18 protein-coding genes are annotated in these 19,337 nt (G+C 58.4%); 17 read left to right on the top strand and 1 reads right to left on the bottom strand.

What is annotated here, in order from left to right; translation table 11 throughout:
* The first annotated feature begins 15 nt into the window (after positions 1-15).
* The 5 genes from carB to rpoZ all read left to right on the top strand — a co-directional run bounded on the left by carB (position 16) and on the right by rpoZ (position 5,832).
* A complete protein-coding gene (carB, locus tag IEU99_RS00830) occupies positions 16-3,360 on the top strand; it encodes a carbamoyl-phosphate synthase large subunit (protein ID WP_128889774.1) in 3,345 nt (1,114 codons plus the stop codon).
* Between the two features lie 111 nt (positions 3,361-3,471).
* The gene (pyrF, locus tag IEU99_RS00825; protein WP_128890812.1) at positions 3,472-4,290 is read left to right on the top strand and encodes an orotidine-5'-phosphate decarboxylase; all 819 of its coding nucleotides are present in this window, start codon (positions 3,472-3,474) and stop codon (positions 4,288-4,290) included.
* A gap of 320 nt (positions 4,291-4,610) precedes the next feature.
* Complete coding sequence (gene mihF, locus IEU99_RS00820) at positions 4,611-4,931, top strand: integration host factor, actinobacterial type (RefSeq protein WP_123960152.1); 321 nt, start codon at positions 4,611-4,613, stop codon at positions 4,929-4,931.
* Between the two features lie 3 nt (positions 4,932-4,934).
* On the top strand, positions 4,935-5,507 hold the full coding sequence (gene gmk, locus IEU99_RS00815) for a guanylate kinase (RefSeq protein ID WP_128889775.1): 573 nt from the start codon (positions 4,935-4,937) through the stop codon (positions 5,505-5,507).
* A 40-nt stretch (positions 5,508-5,547) separates the two neighbouring features.
* Positions 5,548-5,832 (top strand): DNA-directed RNA polymerase subunit omega, encoded by a 285-nt coding sequence (gene rpoZ / locus IEU99_RS00810; protein WP_123960154.1) that lies wholly within the window; start codon positions 5,548-5,550, stop codon positions 5,830-5,832.
* 147 nt (positions 5,833-5,979) lie between these two features.
* On the opposite strand, the gene IEU99_RS00805 is transcribed toward rpoZ, so the two are convergent.
* Positions 5,980-6,420 carry a DUF2231 domain-containing protein gene (locus IEU99_RS00805; protein ID WP_128889776.1) on the bottom strand — a complete coding sequence of 147 codons (441 nt, stop codon included), beginning with the start codon at positions 6,418-6,420 and terminating at the stop codon, positions 5,980-5,982.
* Between the two features lie 184 nt (positions 6,421-6,604).
* Between IEU99_RS00805 and coaBC the strand changes: the two genes are divergently transcribed.
* The 12 genes from coaBC (at position 6,605) to IEU99_RS00745 (ending at position 19,328) form a co-directional block, all read left to right on the top strand.
* Positions 6,605-7,870 (top strand): bifunctional phosphopantothenoylcysteine decarboxylase/phosphopantothenate--cysteine ligase CoaBC, encoded by a 1,266-nt coding sequence (coaBC, locus tag IEU99_RS00800; protein ID WP_128889777.1) that lies wholly within the window; start codon positions 6,605-6,607, stop codon positions 7,868-7,870.
* Between the two features lie 200 nt (positions 7,871-8,070).
* Positions 8,071-9,300, top strand: coding sequence for a methionine adenosyltransferase (gene metK / locus IEU99_RS00795; RefSeq protein WP_128889778.1), 1,230 nt, complete (start codon positions 8,071-8,073; stop codon positions 9,298-9,300).
* A 72-nt stretch (positions 9,301-9,372) separates the two neighbouring features.
* Complete coding sequence (locus tag IEU99_RS00790) at positions 9,373-11,397, top strand: primosomal protein N' (protein ID WP_128889779.1); 2,025 nt, start codon at positions 9,373-9,375, stop codon at positions 11,395-11,397.
* Between the two features lie 102 nt (positions 11,398-11,499).
* Positions 11,500-12,009, top strand: a complete 510-nt coding sequence (gene def / locus IEU99_RS00785; protein WP_128889780.1) for a peptide deformylase — start codon at positions 11,500-11,502, stop codon at positions 12,007-12,009.
* Positions 12,010-12,069: 60 nt separating this feature from the next.
* Positions 12,070-13,008, top strand: a complete 939-nt coding sequence (gene fmt, locus IEU99_RS00780; protein WP_128889781.1) for a methionyl-tRNA formyltransferase — start codon at positions 12,070-12,072, stop codon at positions 13,006-13,008.
* A complete protein-coding gene (locus tag IEU99_RS00775) occupies positions 13,005-14,519 on the top strand; it encodes an RsmB/NOP family class I SAM-dependent RNA methyltransferase (protein WP_128889782.1) in 1,515 nt (504 codons plus the stop codon). The genes fmt and IEU99_RS00775 overlap by 4 nt, the downstream gene beginning before the upstream one ends.
* Before the next feature lie 10 nt (positions 14,520-14,529).
* Complete coding sequence (gene rpe / locus IEU99_RS00770; protein ID WP_128889783.1) at positions 14,530-15,201, top strand: ribulose-phosphate 3-epimerase; 672 nt, start codon at positions 14,530-14,532, stop codon at positions 15,199-15,201.
* Positions 15,191-16,261, top strand: a complete 1,071-nt coding sequence (ribD, locus tag IEU99_RS00765) for a bifunctional diaminohydroxyphosphoribosylaminopyrimidine deaminase/5-amino-6-(5-phosphoribosylamino)uracil reductase RibD (protein WP_229718327.1) — start codon at positions 15,191-15,193, stop codon at positions 16,259-16,261. The genes rpe and ribD overlap by 11 nt, the downstream gene beginning before the upstream one ends.
* Positions 16,261-16,902: a riboflavin synthase gene (locus IEU99_RS00760; RefSeq protein ID WP_128889784.1), complete on the top strand. Its 642-nt coding sequence runs from the start codon at positions 16,261-16,263 to the stop codon at positions 16,900-16,902. Before ribD ends, IEU99_RS00760 begins: the two co-directional genes overlap by 1 nt.
* An 11-nt stretch (positions 16,903-16,913) precedes the next feature.
* Positions 16,914-18,197 (top strand): bifunctional 3,4-dihydroxy-2-butanone-4-phosphate synthase/GTP cyclohydrolase II, encoded by a 1,284-nt coding sequence (locus tag IEU99_RS00755; RefSeq protein WP_371869457.1) that lies wholly within the window; start codon positions 16,914-16,916, stop codon positions 18,195-18,197.
* A 13-nt stretch (positions 18,198-18,210) separates the two neighbouring features.
* Positions 18,211-18,681: a 6,7-dimethyl-8-ribityllumazine synthase gene (gene ribH, locus IEU99_RS00750; RefSeq protein ID WP_128889785.1), complete on the top strand. Its 471-nt coding sequence runs from the start codon at positions 18,211-18,213 to the stop codon at positions 18,679-18,681.
* A gap of 113 nt (positions 18,682-18,794) precedes the next feature.
* Positions 18,795-19,328 carry a PH domain-containing protein gene (locus IEU99_RS00745; protein ID WP_128889786.1) on the top strand — a complete coding sequence of 178 codons (534 nt, stop codon included), beginning with the start codon at positions 18,795-18,797 and terminating at the stop codon, positions 19,326-19,328.
* Positions 19,329-19,337 lie beyond the last annotated feature (9 nt).

The following is a 19,337-nucleotide window of genomic DNA, read 5'->3' as shown; positions in this document are numbered from 1 at the left end:
ATAAAAGGAAGATTTATGCCAAAGCGTAACGACTTGCAACACGTCCTGGTCATCGGTTCCGGACCGATCGTGATTGGCCAGGCCTGTGAATTCGACTACTCAGGCACCCAAGCCTGCCGAGTGCTCAAAGAAGAGGGTTTGAGGGTCACACTGATTAACTCCAACCCCGCCACGATCATGACGGACCCCGAATTCGCCGATCACACCTACGTCGAGCCGATTCAGCCGGAATATATTGAGAAGATTTTTGAAAAAGAGATCGAGCAAGAGCACCCGATCGACGCGGTGCTAGCAACGCTCGGTGGCCAAACGGCCCTCAACGCAGCGATCCAACTTGATCGCCGCGGCAGCCTGGAAAAGTACGGCGTCGAACTCATCGGTGCAGATATTGATGCGATTGAGCGCGGTGAGGATCGCCAGAAGTTCAAAGATATTGTGGCCAAAATCGGCGGCGATTCCGCACGTTCGCGCGTGTGCCACAGCATGGAAGAAGTCCATGAAACTGTGGCAGAACTCGGCCTGCCCGTCGTGGTGCGCCCTTCCTTTACCATGGGTGGCCTCGGTTCAGGCCTGGCCTTTAATAACGAAGACCTCGAACGCATCGCCGGTGGCGGACTCGCGGCTTCACCCGAAGCCAATGTGCTGATTGAAGAGTCGATTCTTGGTTGGAAAGAATACGAACTCGAGCTCATGCGCGATGGCGCCGATAACGTCGTGGTGATCTGCTCGATTGAAAACGTGGATGCCCTCGGTGTGCACACCGGCGATTCGGTCACCGTGGCCCCGGCGCTTACCCTCACCGACCGTGAGTACCAGAAGATGCGTGACCAGGGCATTGCCATCATCCGCGAGGTGGGCGTCGATACCGGCGGCTGCAATATCCAATTCGCGCTCAACCCCGAAGACGGCCGTCTGATCACCATCGAGATGAACCCGCGCGTGTCGCGCTCCTCGGCACTGGCATCGAAGGCCACCGGCTTCCCGATTGCCAAGATCGCCGCGAAGCTGGCCATCGGCTACACCTTGGATGAGATCACCAACGACATCACCGCCGTGACCCCCGCGGCATTCGAGCCGACCCTGGACTACGTGGTGGTCAAGGCTCCGCGTTTCGCCTTTGAAAAGTTCTCCGGCGCAGATGACACGCTGACCACCACCATGAAGTCGGTGGGCGAGGCCATGAGCCTTGGCCGCAACTACATCGGCGCGCTGAACAAGGTCTTGCGCTCCCTGGAAAACAAGCAGGCAGGTTTCTGGACTGTCCCCGATGAGGCCTTCGCCGGTGAGCGTGCTCAGGACGTCCAGGCGGTGCTCGAAGATCTCAAGCGCCCCACCGAAGGCCGCATCTACGATGCCGAGCTAGCCCTGCGCCTTGGTGCGAGCGTGGAAGATGTTCACGAGGCATCCGGGATTGACCCTTGGTTCCTCGCCGAGCTCGAAGCTTTGGTGCAGTTCCGCCAAGAGCTTATCGACGCCCCCGTGCTCGATGCCGAGCTGCTGCGCAGGGCGAAATTCTATGGCCTATCCGATGCACAGATTGCCGTACTGCGCCCTGAGTTTGCAGGCGAAGATGGTGTGCGACGGCTGCGCTGGTCACTAGGTATTCGCCCGGTATTTAAGACCGTGGATACCTGTGCTGCAGAATTCGAAGCCACCACGCCCTACCACTACTCGGCATATGAGCTGGATCCAGCCGCCGAGTCTGAGGTGCGCGAGCAGCGCGAAAAAGACAAGATCATCATCCTCGGCTCCGGCCCCAACCGCATTGGTCAAGGCATCGAGTTTGACTACTCCTGTGTGCATGCCGCCCTGGAGCTTTCGCGCATCGGCTACGAAACGGTGATGGTCAACTGCAACCCGGAGACTGTCTCCACCGACTACGACACCGCTGATCGCCTCTATTTTGAGCCTTTGACCTTCGAAGACGTGATGGAGGTCTACCACGCAGAATCCGAGTCGGGCAATGTCGCTGGCGTCATTGTGCAACTTGGTGGTCAGACCCCGCTTGGGCTGGCTGAGCGCCTTCGCGATGCCGGCGTGCCGGTGATCGGCACCACCCCTGAGGCCATCGACTTGGCTGAAGATCGCGGTGAATTCGGCGAAGTGCTGCGCAAAGCCAACCTGCCGGCCCCTGCTTTTGGTACTGCTACCTCCTTTGCTGAGGCCAAAGAGGTTGCCAGTGGCATTGGATACCCGGTGCTGGTGCGCCCCTCCTATGTGCTTGGTGGCCGCGGCATGGAAATCGTCTACGACGAGCAAGCCCTCGAAAGCTATATCGAGCGAGCTACTGAGATCACGAGCGATCACCCCGTGCTCGTCGACCGCTTCCTCGATTCCGCCATCGAAATCGACGTGGATGCGCTCTGCGATGGTGAGGACGTGTACCTCGCAGGCGTGATGGAGCACATCGAGGAGGCAGGCATTCACTCCGGTGACTCTGCCTGTGCACTGCCGCCGATGACCTTGGGTAAAGAAGATATTGAACGCGTCCGACGCTCCACCGAAGCCTTGGCACATGGCATTGGCGTGAAGGGTTTGATGAACGTTCAATACGCCTTAAAAGATGACATCTTGTATGTGATCGAAGCCAACCCGCGTGCATCGCGCACCGTGCCCTTTGTATCCAAGGCTACCGGCGTGCACCTTGCCAAGGCAGCGGCTCGCATCATGACCGGGTCTACCATCGCGCAACTTCAACAAGAAGGCATGATCCCAACCTCGCATGACGGCGGATCGCTGCCTTTGGATGCCCCGATTGCTGTGAAAGAGGCGGTGTTGCCCTTTAACCGCTTCCGCCGCCCCGATGGTTCCATGCTCGATACCTTGCTCAGCCCAGAGATGAAGTCCACCGGTGAGGTCATGGGTCTGGCCGATAACTTCGGTGCAGCCTACGCCAAGGCAGAAGAAGGCTCCTTCGGGGCGCTGCCCACCGAAGGCACGGTCTTTGTCTCCGTGGCAAACCGCGATAAGCGCACCTTGATCTTCCCGATCCAGCGCCTGGCCAGCTTGGGCTTTAAGATCCTTGCCACCGGCGGCACCGCCGGGATGCTACGCCGCAATGGCGTGGAGTGCGAGACGGTGCTCAAGCAGACCGAGGCTCGCGAGGGTGAAGGTAGCAAGCGCGCCATCGTCGACATGATCAATGCTGGTGAAGTTGATCTGATCCTGAACACCCCGGCTGGCTCCTCGGGTGCACGCCACGACGGTTATGAAATCCGTGCAGCCGCCGTGAACGTTGGCGTGCCGCTGGTGACCACCGTTCAAGGTGTGACTGCCGCGGTGCAGGGCATCGAGGCACTACGCCAGGGTGATATCACCGTGCGTGCGCTGCAAGAACTCGACCATGCTGTAAACGCCTAGGCCACAGGCTCGAGGCGTACTACGCCCGGTGCTGCTGTGAAGGCACCGGGCGTTTTGCTCTATCCCAAAAGAAAGAAACGGATCATCACTGTGCACACGAACACCTTCGGTATGCGCTTATTGGAAGCCACCCAACGCCACGGCAGGCTCTGCGTGGGCATCGACCCGCACGCTCAGCTTCTCCAGCAATGGGGCTTAGACAACAACGTTCAGGGTTTGGAGGAGTTTTCGCGTCGTTGCGTGGAAGCATTCGCCGGACACTGCGCCTTGGTCAAACCACAGGTGGCGTTCTACGAGGCCTTCGGTGCAGCAGGGTTTGCCGTGCTGGAACGTACCATTGAGCAACTTCGATCAGCCGGAACCTTGGTGCTTGCCGACGCCAAACGTGGTGATATCGGCACCACCATGCGCGGTTATGCCACGGCCTGGCTTGACCCCGCATCACCGCTGTACTGCGATGCCGTGACCTGCTCGCCTTATCTTGGCTTCGGCTCCTTAGCGCCAGTGTTGGAGCAGGCGCATAGCACCGGCACGGGCGTGTTCGTGCTGGCAGCTACCTCCAACCCCGAGGCACGCGAGCTCCAAGATCAACGTGACGCACAAGGCCGAAGCATCGCACAGCAGATCGTAGACGCCGCTGCCGCAGTGAATGCCGAATCAGGTGCTGCTTTCGGCAACGTTGGTGTGGTCGTTGGTGCCACCTTGGATCAGCCTCCGGCATTAGATCAGCTTCGCGGCCCGATCCTGTTGCCCGGCGTTGGAGCACAAGGCGCTACCGCAGCAGACGTGAACAGAATTTGTCGCGGCAATGAGGCACTGGCTATCCCGAATATCTCGCGTGCTGTGCTTCAACACGGCCCGGATGTAGAGGCCTTGCGTGGCGCGCTGGCGAAGGCCTCTGCTGAGTACCCCGGAATCCCAGCGCTGTAATTTCCCAGCTCAGGCGGGTGTGGCGAAGTTTATGAGCCAGGCGTTTTACCTGGGGTTTTGCGGCACATACCCCGGATTACCTAGTGTTTTGCCTTGAGGTGCTAGACTAAGTCGGACGTCAGCGCCAAGCGTTGAATGCTGTGGCCAATGAATGGCAGGTAATGCCTGGCTGCATATGTGCTGTGATTGCCGTGCAGGCACACCTGAGATGAAGCAGCGTGGGATTGTTTCCTGCTTGCAGCATCTGTGTATGGTGGAATGCCGGCGCCCACGCGCAGATCTATAACCAAAACGAACATCTTTTGAATCGGAGGAACCCCGTGGCCCTTCCCAAGTTGACTGACGAGCAGCGCAAGGAAGCCCTCGCGAAGGCTGCAGAGGCCCGCAAGGCACGTGCAGAGCTGAAAGAGCAGCTCAAGCGCGGAGACATCACCCTCAAGGAGGTTCTGGACAAGGCCTCTTCTGATGAGATCATCGGCAAGACCAAGGTCTCCGCTCTGCTCGAGTCCCTGCCTAAGGTTGGCAAGGTCAAGGCCAAGGAGATCATGGACGAGCTCGAGATCGCTCAGACCCGCCGCCTGCGTGGCCTGGGTGAGCGTCAGCGTCGCGCTCTGCTCGAGCGCTTCGGCTTCGAGGGCTAATTCATGCAGGGCGATAACCAACAGGGTCGGCTCGTGGTGCTGGCTGGCCCATCAGCCGTAGGGAAATCGACGGTGGTTCATCGCCTGCGCGAGGAAGTTCCTAACCTGTACTTCTCGGTCTCAATGACCACCAGGGCGCCGCGTCCTGGCGAAGTGCACGGGCAGGACTACTACTTCGTGTCACCGGAGGAGTTTCAAAGCAATATCGACAGTGGTCAAATGCTCGAATGGGCAGAGATCCACGGAGGTTTGCAAAGAAGCGGCACCCCTGCGAAGCCCGTCGACAAGGCAATTGCCGAAGGTCGGCCGGTATTGGTAGAGGTGGATCTTGAGGGCGCGCGCAACGTGGCCAAACTCAAGCCGGAGGCTGAAACCGTATTCCTTGCGCCGCCCTCATGGGAGGTGCTCGTCAGCCGTCTAACTGGGCGGGGGACTGAGCCAGAGGACGTGATCCAGCGCCGACTCGAAACTGCCCGCAAAGAATTAGCCAGCAGTGACGAGTTCAAACATGTAGTGGTCAATGACGATCTCGATGCAACGATCCAGCGTCTGCGCTGTATCCTCGAAGGTCGCTAAAGAACACTGCGTACGAAATAAACTTTCTTAATAAGAAAAGGTGCTTGAAAGCAACGTGATTGAGAACAACGACAGCGTGTTTGACACGCCAACCGGCATCACCGCTCCGCCGATCGACGAACTGCTCAAGCGAGTGTCCTCGAAGTATGCTCTGGTGATTTTTGCCGCTAAGCGCGCTCGCCAGATCAATAGCTACTACCAGGATGACGAGCCCGGAGTATTCGAATTCGTCGGGCCTTTGGTGACCCCCGAGGCAGGGGAGAAACCGCTGTCGATCGCGCTGCGCGAAATCGATGCAGGGCTGCTCGAGCACGAAGAAGGCTAGGACTTCACGCCTTCGACCTCTTCTCTAAGAGACAAGACCCCTGGACCGCAGACGTGGTGCAGGGGTCTTCACTGCTGCCTGGGCGTAGCGAATATCTCAGCGCAAGCGCTGCCAAGGTGCTACTACTGCCGCTTGCTACAAGGTGGTTTAGTGTGTCCAAACCAATTTCGCACCCTCGTGTCCTGCGATAACGATGCTCAACACGCTGGCGAGTGCAGCGAGAATGATCAGCATGCGCGTGAGATTCCAGATCCATGCACCAGACTTCGTTCCTATCGACCGTCCAAAGGTTGAAAACACAGCCAAGGTGGCGATGGAAGCCAGGGCGTAGGTGGCCCAGGTGACGTGATCTGCCACAGGCCCCGGATTATGTTCGCTCAGCCCTTTGGCTTCAAGTAGTCTTTCGCCTGAAATTTTCGCCAGCAGTGTGGCGGCTGCAGCAATCCATGAAACAGCAAGCGATAGTGTAGCCAGGCGTGCTTTGCCTAGGGTCCACACCAGTGCCAGGATCCCTGCGAGGGGAACGGCGACAACTGAGAGATGAACGACGAGTGGGTGGAGTGGAACTCCGTCGATGGTGATATCCATCGCTTCTTTCTAGTTCAGAAAATCCCTGCGAGCTAGCGTGGTATGCCTAACTTTTTCCCTAGGCCATCCCCGGCGCCGTATGCTCAAACCGATACCATGGCTCTTGAAAGAAAAGAGATCCAGTTACGCTCCAAGAGTTAAGGAGCCGGTGGATAGTGGTGCGATGCTATAAGGAAGTACTTTGATGGAAACAGCTTCAAGAAATATCGTCGTTGGCGTTGCTGGTGGTATCGCAGCATATAAAGCCTGCCACGTGATTCGAGCCTTTAAAGAGATGGGCGATGAAGTTCGCGTCGTGCCCACTCAGGCTGCCTTAGAGTTCGTGGGAAAGACGACCTTTGAAGCTTTGTCGGGCAATCCGGTCAGCACCACCGTCAATGATGCAGTCGACCAAGTCCAGCACGTTCGGATCGGTAAAGAAGCCGACCTGATCGTCATCGCCCCGGCAACAGCAGACCTGCTGGCAAGAATGGTGCAGGGGAGAGCAGATGATCTGCTCACCGCCACATTGCTCGTGGCTACCTGCCCGGTCGTTGTTGCCCCAGCCATGCACACAGAGATGTGGGAACACCCTGCAACTCAAGCCAATGTGGCCACCTTGCGGGCTCGGGGAATAGTCGTACTCCAACCCGCACACGGCAGGCTCACCGGCAGCGATACCGGGCCTGGCCGCTTGCTTGATCCAGAGCAGATCGTCGATTTAGCGCTGGCGGCTGCTCAGGGAAGCTCCTTTGATACCTCCCTTGCTGGCACCAAAGTGCTCATTAGCGCTGGCGGTACTCAAGAACATATTGATCCGGTGCGTTATATCGGCAACCACTCCTCCGGGCGCCAGGGCTTTGCCCTTGCAGAGATGGCAGCCCAACGCGGCGCCGAGGTCACGATGGTGGTGGCCAATAGTGACGCCCTTCCCACTCCGGCGGGTGCCACGGTGCACAAGGTCACTTCTGCGCGAGAGATGCAAGCAGCGATCATGGAGCACGCTCCCGGGCATGATGCCGTGATTATGGTGGCGGCCGTTGCCGATGTGCGCCCGGCGCACCCTGCCGATGCAAAGCTAAAAAAGGGTCGCGATGAGGCAGCCCTGGAGTCCTTGGCGTTAGAGGAAAACCCCGATATTTTGCGTGGCTTGGTACAAGCCCGTGAGCGTGGCGAGCTTGACCCCGATCTGGTTATCGCCGGTTTTGCTGCCGAAACTGGAGATGCCGAGCACACCGCCTTGGAGTTGGCTAAGGCAAAGCTTGAGCGCAAGGGATGCGATCTGCTGATGCTGAATGAAGTCTCCGGCAACCAAGTCTTTGGCCAGCAGCGCAACCGTGGCGTGCTCCTAGCTCGGGATGGCCAACAGCGCGAGGTGCCGGATGGCTCGAAGCTGGAAGTTGCTGGGGTGATTCTAGAAGAACTCCTTCGCTGCCTGGAGCGTAGGCGTACAAGTAGTCAAGACAAATAGCTGCGTTTGCTGCCGCGGCGCACGGCGCCCGCGAACTAGTGCGACCTAGTGCGACCTAGGATGCTCGCTATGCGTGCAGCCGTGTAGGCCAGCGTTCTAGGAGTAAGCACAAGGGGAGTAGACCACCCATCTTGCCAAATTAGACAGCTTGGTCTATCTTTGTTCGAAGAATCAAGCATTGCCTACAGAAAGCCAGTACCGTGAACGCCGAAACCTCTAAGCTCAGGCTCTTTACTAGCGAGTCAGTTACCGAAGGTCACCCGGATAAAATCTGTGACTCGATCTCCGACACCATCCTCGACGCACTACTCAGCGTCGATCCCGGTGCCCGTGTCGCGGTAGAAACCGTCGCCACCACCGGATTAGTGCATGTTGTGGGCGAGGTTCGCACCTCCGGGTATGTAGAGATCCCGCGTTTGGTGCGCGAGCGTCTCCGCGAGATCGGCTTTACATCCTCAGACGTCGGATTCGACGGCACCACCTGTGGTGTTTCAGTTAGCATCGGCGAACAATCGGCAGAAATCGGCTCGGGCGTGGACACCTCGCAGGAGGTCCGTGAATCTGGGTCCCAAGACGCCGAAGACCAAGCAGGCGCTGGTGACCAGGGCCTGATGTTTGGCTACGCCACCAACGAGACCCCCACGCTGATGCCGCTGCCCATCGACCTGGCGCATCGTTTAGCTCGCAGGCTGACCCAGGTGCGCAAGGAAGGCATCGTGGATCACCTACGCCCAGACGGCAAGACTCAGGTGACGTTCGCCTATAGCGAAGATGGTCGCCCCGTTGCCCTGGACACCGTGGTGGTGTCTACCCAGCACGATCCAGAGATCACCCAAGAATGGCTCAGGCAACAGGTACAAGAGCATGTGGTGGAGTGGGTCTTAGAGGATTCCGGAGTGGCTCAACGCCTCGATGTCAGCGATTACACCCTGTTGGTCAACCCTTCGGGTTCCTTCGTGGTGGGTGGCCCTATGGGCGATGCTGGCCTGACCGGCCGCAAGATCATCGTCGATACCTACGGCGGCATGGCCCGCCACGGTGGTGGCGCATTTTCCGGTAAGGACCCCAGCAAGGTGGACCGTTCGGGTGCGTATGCAATGCGTTGGGTTGCGAAGAACATCGTGGCCGCCGGTCTTGCTGAGCGCGCAGAAGTGCAGGTGGCATATGCCATCGGACGTGCGAAGCCGGTGGGCCTGTACGTTGAGACCTTCGGCACTGCCCAGCATGGTCTTGATGATGAAGCCATCCAGACTGCGGTGCTTGAAGTATTCGATTTGCGCCCAGCGGCCATTATCCGCGAGCTTGACCTCTTGCGCCCCATCTACGCCAAGACCGCTGCCTATGGTCACTTCGGTCGCGATGATTTGGATCTGCCCTGGGAGCGCACCGACCGCGTGGATGCACTCAAGGCTGCTCTCAACCTGGATTAACCACGTCCTTCGAACAGTGTTTTGGGCATGAGCCCGAAGGGCGATCGGGGGTGCTTCGCTACAATGCGCAGCATGTCCTATGCCCGCGAACCTGCGCCCGAGCAATCGGTAGCCAAAGTGCTGCCCTTGCTCGGGGTTTCGCATCTTGACCGCAGTTTCGAATACCGCCTGAGTGCAGATCAGCATGAGCAGGCGCAGCCGGGCGTCCGACTCAGGGTGAAGTTTTCCGGCAGGCTTGTCGACGCCATCCTCCTCGACCGCAGCGATGATCAAGAGCATAAAGGCTCCCTCGCATGGGTCGAGCGCGTCATTTCCCCAGAGGTGGTGTACCCGCCACAAACTCGCAAGCTGGTTGAGTCACTTGCAGTGCGCTATGCAGCAGTGACCTCCGACCTCATTCGGCTCGTGGTGCCGCCGCGCCACGCCAAAGCCGAGGAATCCGATGTCCGTAGCTCCTGGGAATCACTCGGGGAGGTTTCCGAGCCCGATCTATCAGGCTGGCTCAGTTATCGACACGGCCAAAGCTACGTCGATGCAGTACTCGCTGGCCAACCTGCTCGCGCTGCCTGGCAGATCGCCCCAGGCGACCATTGGGCGCAGCAAATTGCCACGCTGGGCACCCAAGTAGCCATACAAGGTGGCGGCGTATTGGTGGTGGTGCCAGATCAACGCGATGTGGATTTCTTGGAACAGCATTTCCGTGAGTACATGAGCGCAAAACAGGTCACCGTCTTGGGCGCAGCTCAAGGGCACCAAGCCAGGTACCGTAGGTATCTTTCGATTCTTCACGGCCAAGGCAGGGTAGTGATTGGCACCCGCAGTGCCTGTTTTGCGCCGATCCGAAACCTCAGGCTTGCAGTGATCAAAGACGACGGGGATGAAAACCTTGTCGAACCACGAGCACCCTACTATCACGCCCGCGAGGTACTGACCACCCGTAGTGCTCAAGAGCATTGTGCCTTGTTAATCGCATCGCATGCCCGCACCGCAGAGACACAACTGCTCGTGGAATCTGGCTGGTGCCATGATCTTGTTGCACCCCCGGAGGTGCTCAAGGCAATGATGCCTTCAATCCATGCGATTGAGGATTCTGGCTACGCCTTCGCCAGGGATATGCACGCCCATCATTCCCGCGTGCCCTCCATGGCGTTTCGGGCAATCCGCCAAGCGCTTCATCGAGATCGGCCCGTCTTAATCCAGGTGGCCAGAACCGGCTACATGCCGGGGTTGGCGTGTTCGCGCTGCCGTACCCCTGCTCGCTGCCGTGCCTGCAATGGGCCATTGAGCTATAGCGATAGCGAACAGCACCGCGTGCACGTGCTGAGCTGTCGTTGGTGCGGGCGCCCGGAAACAAATTTCTCCTGCGTAAGCTGCGGCAACCATCAGGTTCGCGCGCTTACACGAGGCAGTGAACGCACTGCTGAGGAAATCGGCCGGGCTTTCGCTGGTACTCCAGTAGTAGTATCCGGCGGGCAAAGAGTGATTGACCAGGTTGAAGATAAACCTCAAATTGTTGTCGCAACCCCAGGAGCCGAACCGCGCGTGTGCCAGGCGGGCTACGGTGCCGTGGTGTTATTGGATGCCTGGCTGATGTTATCGCGTGAGGATCTTCGAGCCTCAGAAGATCTAGTGGCTACTTGGGCCAGAGCTATCGCCTTGGCAGAACCAGCCCAACAAGAAGGCACCGTCGTGATTGCCGCAGAAAACGCGTTGCCAGAAGTGCAGGCACTGCTGCGCTGGGATGTTGTTGGTATGGCCCAAAGAGAACTCAAGCTTCGAGCGCAGGTGCACTTTCCGCCCGCATTCCATATGGCTGCGGTGGATGCACCCACCACGGCGCTTGAAGAATTCTTAGCTCTTGCGCATCTTCCACCAAACACAGAAGTGCTCGGGCCTGTGGATCTTCCAAGAGATATTCGCCTGCCCGGTGAATATGATCACGAGCAATTCGGTCCACCCCAAAGGATGCTGTTGCGCACCCCGCTGCAGGATCGCAATGCCTTAGGGGAAGCATTACGAAGGGCCAGGGCCAGCAAAGTGGCAAGGAAAAACGACTTGCCACTCAGGATCCAAATCGATCCGATTCGGGTTGGCTAGTCTAGAAAGCAGCATCCGGGGTGATCGCACCCTGCTGTACGCTGTAGCAACTTGCATGCATGCAGCCAGAGCACAAAGTGGCTAAGGAAAGGTCTAAACGTAGTGACAGTTCGCAATATCCGCATCTTCGGTGATCCCGTACTCACCTCTACCGCAGCAGCAGTGGAGGTCTTTGATCACAAACTCGAAACACTGATCCAAGACATGCTCGAGACCATGGACGCAGCCGGAGGCGTTGGCCTTGCTGCTAACCAAATCGGTGTACTCAAGCGGGTATTCGTTTTCGACACCACCCACACAGAGGGCGGTTTGCGCGGCCACATCATCAACCCCACCTGGAAGGCATTAGGCGAAGAAACGCAAGTGGGTCCGGAAGGCTGCCTGAGCATTCCAGATATTCAATACGATGTAGAACGTGCCCAAGACGTCGAGGTGCGCGGCGTGGACGTTCAAGGCAATCCAGTCAGCATCGTTGCCTCCGGGCTTTTGGCACGTTGCATTCAGCATGAATCCGATCACCTCGACGGCGTGCTCTTTCTCAAGCGCTTGAGCCCAGCACTGCGCAAAGAAGCCATGCGCGAGATCCGAGCAGCAGAGTGGTTCCAGCAATAACCCCACGCCGAATAACCCCAGATCCCATCAGGATTCTTTAGCAACGAGGAAGGCATATCGATGCGTCTAGTTTTCGCCGGAACCCCGGAACCAGCAGCCATTGCCCTAGAAGCGCTCTTGCACAGCGAACACGAAATTCTTGCCGTGATCACCCGGCCAGATGCCAAGCGCGGCCGCGGGCGCACGCTGCACCCATCACCGGTGAAAGCCTTGGCTTTAGAACACGGCATTGAGGTGCTCACACCTGCCAGCCTTCGACCAGGCACAGAAGACGGCGATCATCTGGCCCAGCGCCTTAAAGACTTAGCGCCCGACTGCATCCCGGTGGTTGCCTATGGCAATTTAATCGGGCCAAACTTGCTAGATATTCCACAGCATGGCTGGGTAAATCTGCACTTTTCCGTCTTGCCACGCTGGCGCGGAGCCTCTCCTGTGCAAGCCTCGATCCTCGCAGGTGATGAGCACACGGGGGCAAGTGTGTTCCAGATTGAAGAAGGCTTGGATACAGGCCCCGTGCTCGAGCACTTCAGCGAACCCATGCCACCGAGGGCAACCTCGGAGAGTTTGCTTGAGCATTTAAGCCACAAGGGGGCAACGCTCTTGGTGCACACCATGGATGCCCTCGAAGCTGGAACGGTGCAGCTAAAACCACAGCAGGGAGAAGCAAGCTACGCGGCGAAAATCACCGTCGATGATGCCCGGCTCGATTTCAGTGACAACGCCGAGGTTATCGACCGCAAGATCAGGGCATTGACTCCTCAGCCAGGCGCATGGGCATTGCTGGGGGAGCAGCGCATTAAGTTCGGGCCGGTTGAAGTGCTCGAAGATGAACCAGCATTGGATCCAGGAAGCATCAAGGTAGAAAAGCGTCGTGTGCTCGTCGGCACTGCTTCGCACGCAGTGGTGCTTGGCCATATTCAACCCCCGGGCAAAAAATACATGCCCGCTATTGATTGGGCTCGTGGACAACACGGCCTAGAAAGCAAGGTGTTCGCATGAGCCAGGGAGGCTTTCGTTCTCGTAGCAAAGGCGCAAAAGTACCGAGTACAAAGCGCTCGAACCCTCAGCATCAAGGCAGGGGAAAACAAGGCAAGGGCCAACGCCGTGCTTCCCAATACTCCAAGCGTGGCGGTTTCCTTCGCTCCGTTGATACCCCTCGTGCCGTGGCCTTTGAGGCGCTACGCCGCGTCAGTGATGAGGGCGCCTACGCCAACCTCGCACTGCCGGCGCTGATTAAAGAAGCCAAGCTAAAAGGCCGCGACGCGGCCTTTGCCACGGAACTTACCTACGGAACCTTGCGCAATCAGGGCATCGTGGATGCCGTGATCGACCACCTTGCAGCCCAAGGCATCGATTCGATTAGCCCCGAGGTACTCGATGCGATGCGTTTGGGCGTCTACCAACTGCTCTTCACGCGTGTAGAAGCCCACGCTGCTGTTGATACCAGCGTAAACATTGTGGCAGAACGTGGCCGTGAGCAGGCCAAAGGTTTTGTCAATGGCGTACTACGTCAGGTTGCACGCACCAGCCCTGAGCAGTGGATCGAACGCTTAAGCCCAGCTACCCCCTTGGCAGCCCTGGCGTTTCAGCATGCCCACCCCGCCTGGATTGCTCGAAGCTTCGCACAAGCCTTGGAGCTGGATCCCACCCTGCTAAGCCAAGACGATGCCAAGGAGCTTGCAGATGCACTTGAGGCCGACTCCGAACGGCCGGGAGTGCACCTGGTTGCCCGCCCAGGGGAGATCACTGCTGAAGAATTAGCCCTGGTCAGCGGTGGCGAACAGGGGCAGTATTCACCCTATGCTGTGAAGTTGCCTGGTGGAGATCCCGGAGCAATCGAGGCGGTGCAGCAGGGTATGGCCGCAGTCCAAGATGAGGGCAGCCAGCTTATTGCCAACGCCCTTGTCGAGGCACCCGTCGAAGGCCGCGATACAGGAAAGTGGTTGGACCTTTGTGCAGGTCCCGGCGGCAAGGCCGCGCTCATCGGCTCGCTCGCCCAGATCGATCAGGCCACCGTCGATGCCGTTGAGGTATCCAAACACCGCGCCGGTTTGGTCCGCGGTGCCGTCGAAGGGTTGCCCGTTGAGGTGCATACGGCAGACGGCCGTGAGTTCGGTACCCCAGGAAGCTACGACAGAGTGCTTGTCGACGCCCCCTGCTCGGGCTTAGGCGCGTTGCGTCGTCGGCCTGAAGCGCGATGGCGTAAAGCAGAGCGTGACATTGACGAGCTTCACCCCCTCCAGCTCGCCTTGTTGCGCCGCGCCCTCGAACTCACCCGCGAGGGGGGAGTGGTGGTCTATTCCACCTGCTCGCCGGATATCCGCGAAACTCGCCGCATCGTCGATACGGTGGTGCAGGAAGGTGCGGCTGTTGAACTCGATGCCAAGGCGCTGGTGCCTTCGATGAGCAATACCGGATCAGCCGCCTCGGTACAGATGTGGCCGCACCGTCACGGCACCGATGCCATGTTCTTCGCGGTATTGCGCAAGCCTGTAGGCGCTTCTCGCTAGACTGGGCAGCATGGCTCAACAACGCGCTCCGATCATCGCTCCTTCGATCTTGGCGGCTGATTTCACCGCCTTAGGCAAAGAAGTCGAGGCAATCGCCAGTGCCGACTGGGTGCACGTCGATGTCATGGACGGACACTTCGTGCCAAACCTTTCCTTCGGTGCTGACATCACCAAAGCCGTAGCTCGCGTGACGCAACAACCCCTCGACGTTCACCTCATGATCGAAAACCCAGAACGCTGGGTCGATCTCTACATCGAGGCGGGTGCTGCTTGCGTGATCTTCCATATCGAAGCCACCGATGACCCGGTCGAACTAGCCCGGCACATTCGGGCACAGGGTGTACGCGCGGGCTTTTCTTTAAGGCCTGGCACTCCCATTGAACCGATGCTCGAGCACCTCGAAGCCTTCGACGAGGTCTTGGTGATGAGCGTCGAACCGGGCTTTGGTGGACAATCCTTCATGCCTGATCAATTGGAGAAAGTGCGCACGCTTCGTCGCTATATCGACGAGCACGACCTTGACACCATCATCGAGATCGACGGTGGCATCAGTGAAGACACGATCGCCCAAGCCGCAGCGGCTGGATGCGATGCCTTTGTTGCAGGTTCTGCCGTGTATGGCCAGGACGATCCAGGTGCCGCCGTAGAACGACTCCGAAACCTCGCTGCCAGTGCACGATAATCCGCTCACGCTGCCGCTGAGCAGCCTCCGAAGCCACCAAGCAATTGTGGTGGAGCAACGCGACTGGTTTGCCGATGATGAGCTGCGGCGTGCGCTCGCCTTGGCGGTAGCCGCCGGCGACAAGGCCCAGGGCACCACGAGCCCTAACCCACCAGTAGGAGCCGCGGTTGTGGCCGTCGATGGTGAGATCGCCGGCGTGGGCGCCACCCAACCGGTGGGCGGCCCGCATGCCGAGGTCATGGCGTTGCGCCAAGCCGGTGCTCAAGCTGAAGGTGCCACCATGGTGGTCACCTTAGAGCCCTGTGCGCACACTGGACGTACCGGACCTTGCGTGGATGCCATCATCGATGCCGGCATCGCGCGAGTGTTGTACTGCCAAAAAGATCCATCAGCCTTGGCTGCAGGCGGTGCCAGTGCCTTAGAGCAAGCCGGTGTGGAAACGGAATACCTCGGCTTGGCCGTAAAGGCCCTTGAACCCTGGTTATACGCCCAACAGTGCAACAGGCCTTATGTCGTGGTCAAAATCGCTCAAACTGCCGATGGCTTTGTGGCAGCGGCAGATGGCACGAGCCAGTGGATCACCGGCAGCGCAGCACGCCAGGCAGGGCATCGATTTCGAGCCCAGGCCGATGCCATCATGGTTGGCACCGGCACAGTTTTGGCCGATAACCCCACCTTGAGTGCGCGCGATGCCCAAGGCAATGAGCTAGCAAAACAACCACGCCCCATCGTGGTGGGCACCCGGAGCATTCCAACAGAGTCGATGCTGTGGCAACGCGGCGTAGAGCAGTTTTCTAGCCCAACCAAGGCCTTGGAATGGTTGTGGGACCACGGCCAACGTCTTGTGCTCGTCGAAGGCGGACCAGAGCTGATCACTTCCATGGTGCAAGAAAACTTAGTGGATGAGCTGCACCTTTATCTTGCGCCGCTGCTATTGGGGGCGGGCAAAGGCAGCGTCGGGCAATTGGCTGGAACATTAGAGCACGCAACGCGGTTTTATGTAGAAGCAACCGAAATGGTTGGCCAAGATGTGGCATTGGTAATGAGGAGAGCAAGGTAGTGTTTACCGGAATTGTGGAATGCAAGGGCACAGTGGATCAGATTGAGCATCTCCACGACGCGATAAGGCTTCGGATTTATGCGCCCGAGATCCTCGGCGATGCCCATTTGGGTGATTCCATTAGCGTCGCTGGCGTGTGCCTGACGGTGGCGTCAAAAACTAAAGAGTATTTCGAAGCCGATGTCATGCAGGAATCACTCAACCGCAGCAGCCTAGGCCAACTCGGCATCGGCGATGAGGTGAACCTCGAAAGGGCCATGGCCGCCGGTGGGCGCTTTGGAGGCCACGTGGTTCAAGGCCACGTCGATGGCACCAGCGAGCTCCTCTCGCGCAGCTCAAGCGAGCACTGGGACGTGTTGAGGTTTCGTTTGCCCGCATCGCTCAAGCGCTATGTGGTGGAAAAGGGTTCCATCTGCGTATCGGGCACCTCATTGACGGTGAGTGCCTTAAGCGCTGAAACCGACCCCCAGGCAGATGGATGGTTTGAGGTTTCGCTAATTCCCACCACACTTGAGGCCACCACCTTAGGTTCGCTGCAGCCATCACAACAGGTGAATATCGAAGTGGACGTGATGGCCAAATACGTGGAGCGTTTGGCGATCTTAACCCCCGATCAATTGCTTGCTCACCCTTCGAACTAGGCTAATTCATCGTGACCCAAGCCGAACACGACTCCATCCAACTCGACTCGGTAGACGATGCCATCCAAGCGATTGCCCAGGGCGAAGCCGTGGTGGTGGTAGACAATGTCGATCGAGAAAACGAGGGCGATTTAATCTTCGCCGCCGAGTGCGCCACCCCTGAGCTGGTGAGCTTTATGGTGCGCTACTCCTCCGGCTATATCTGTGCAGCACTCGAAGGCGCGCACCTGGACAGGCTCGCCTTGCCGCCTATGGTTCGCCGCAACGAAGATCAGCGAGGCACCGCCTACGCCGTCACGGTGGATGCAGCCAACGGTTCCACCGGCATTTCGGCCACTCACCGCGCCGAAACCCTGCGCCTGCTTGCAGATCAAGCGGCTCAACCAGAGGATTTCACCCGTCCGGGACATGTGGTACCTCTTCGTGCTCGCGCTGGCGGGGTGCTGGTCCGCGATGGACACACTGAGGCCTCGGTGGATCTAGCTCGTTTGGCGGGGCTGCAGCCAGTGGGTGTGCTATGTGAATTAGTAAGCGAAGAAGATCCCACCGATATGGCGCGCTCGCCGGAATTGCGTGCCTTTGCTGATCGCCACGGGCTCAAGATGATCTCCATTGAGCAGCTCATTGCCTGGCGTGAAGAACACGACCCGGCAGGGGAACGTGAGCAAGAGGATCGCACCTTGAGCAAGGTGGTCAGTACGACCTTGCCCACCGACTACGGCACTTTTGAGTGCATCGGTTTCCGCGATGAGCGAGAGGGCACTGAACACGTCGCCTTAGTGAAGGGCAACGTGACCGGGGCAGAAGACGTCTTGGTGCGAGTGCATTCGGAATGTCTGACCGGCGATGTTTTTGCTTCCCGACGCTGTGACTGCGGCGATCAGCTCCACGCTGCGCTGAAGGCCATTGCAGAAGAAGGAACTGGGATTGTGTTGTACTTGCGCGGCCATGAAGGCCGCGGCATTGGCCTGCTGGAAAAACTGCGTGCCTACAAGCTCCAAGACGAAGGCGCCGATACCGTCGATGCTAATTTGGCCCTCGGACTACCGGCGGATGCTCGGGATTATCGAGCAGCGGCCTTGATGCTCCAAGATCTTGAGGTACAAAGCATTCGACTTTTAAGCAATAACCCCAGCAAGCAAGATAGCCTCGCCGCCTATGGGGTGCTCAGCAATGAGGTGCTTCCCCTCAAGGTGCGGGTGCATGAAGATAATTTGCACTATTTAGAAACGAAGCGGGACCGGATGGGGCATCGTCTACCCTGGTTGCCGGCATCGGATTCCCAAGACACTTAAGAAAGAGGCACTGATGGCAGTAGCAGGATTACCGCAGCTCGATCAGATTCAGACCCCTGGTTATACGGTAGGCATTGTCACCGCAATGTGGAACCAGGAAATCTGCGATCAGCTCCACGCTCGCGCGAAAGCAACAGCACAGCAAGCCGGGGCAAAGGTCATTGAGGTGCGCGTTCCGGGAGCCCTTGAGCTGCCAGTGGTGGCGCAAAAATTGGCTCGCACCTGTGATGCCGTGGTTGCCTTAGGTTGCGTGATTCGTGGCGGCACCCCGCACTTTGATTATGTGTGCGATTCGGTGACTCAGGGTTTGACTCGGGTCGCGCTCGATGCTGAGACTCCGGTGGGCAATGGTGTGCTGACGTGCAATGAGCACCAGCAGGCCGTTGATCGTGCAGGCTTCGAGGACTCCCAAGAAGACAAAGGCGCTGAGGCCACACTCGCGGCACTATATAGCGCCAAGGCGCTCAATGCGCTGCCGGGCTAATACTGGGCAATGAGGCTCTAGGATTTCTCGGTATTAAGATGGATCGGGATATCTTGGCCACCAGGTCCTGCAACGCTGCCCACAGCAATGAACATGGATAGAGAAGCGACGAGATGAGTGACGTGGAAAATTTGAGCAATCGCCGTCTCAGTGACGAGGAATTACAGCGTTATGTTGCAGCCGATGCAGCACTAACCAGCAATAAGCCTTGGACTTTGACGATTGTTTCCCGCAAGATGCGACTCTGGGCAATTATCGCCGCCACGGTGATTGTGCTGCTGCATGTATTCCTCGCAGTGGTCGTCGCCATCGGTGACACTGGCACCACCGTGACCGTGATTGACCAGTGGGGTTATTTCCTCGTTGGCGTGTTGCTTGCAGCTATCGTCTTTATCGCGCTGTGGCGTCCGCGGGTTCAGGCAAATGAAGATGGGGTAGAGGTACGCAACTTCTTGGGCACCAAGTTCTACCCATGGCTGGTTATCTACGGCCTGAACTTCCCCGAGGGCGCAAGAATGGCCCGTTTGGAATTGCCAGATTTTGAGTATGTGGCGTTGTGGGCATTGCAGGCTGCTGATGGAGCCCAGGCCGTTGCCGATGTCCAGGCCTTCCGTGCTCTTGAAGCCCGCTACATGCCAGAAGATTAGAAGATTTGC

Source organism: Corynebacterium pelargi (genome assembly GCF_014635485.1).
Classification (GTDB): domain Bacteria; phylum Actinomycetota; class Actinomycetes; order Mycobacteriales; family Mycobacteriaceae; genus Corynebacterium; species Corynebacterium pelargi.
Note: the sequence above shows the minus strand (reverse complement) of the source record. Positions and strands in the feature narration are given on the sequence as shown.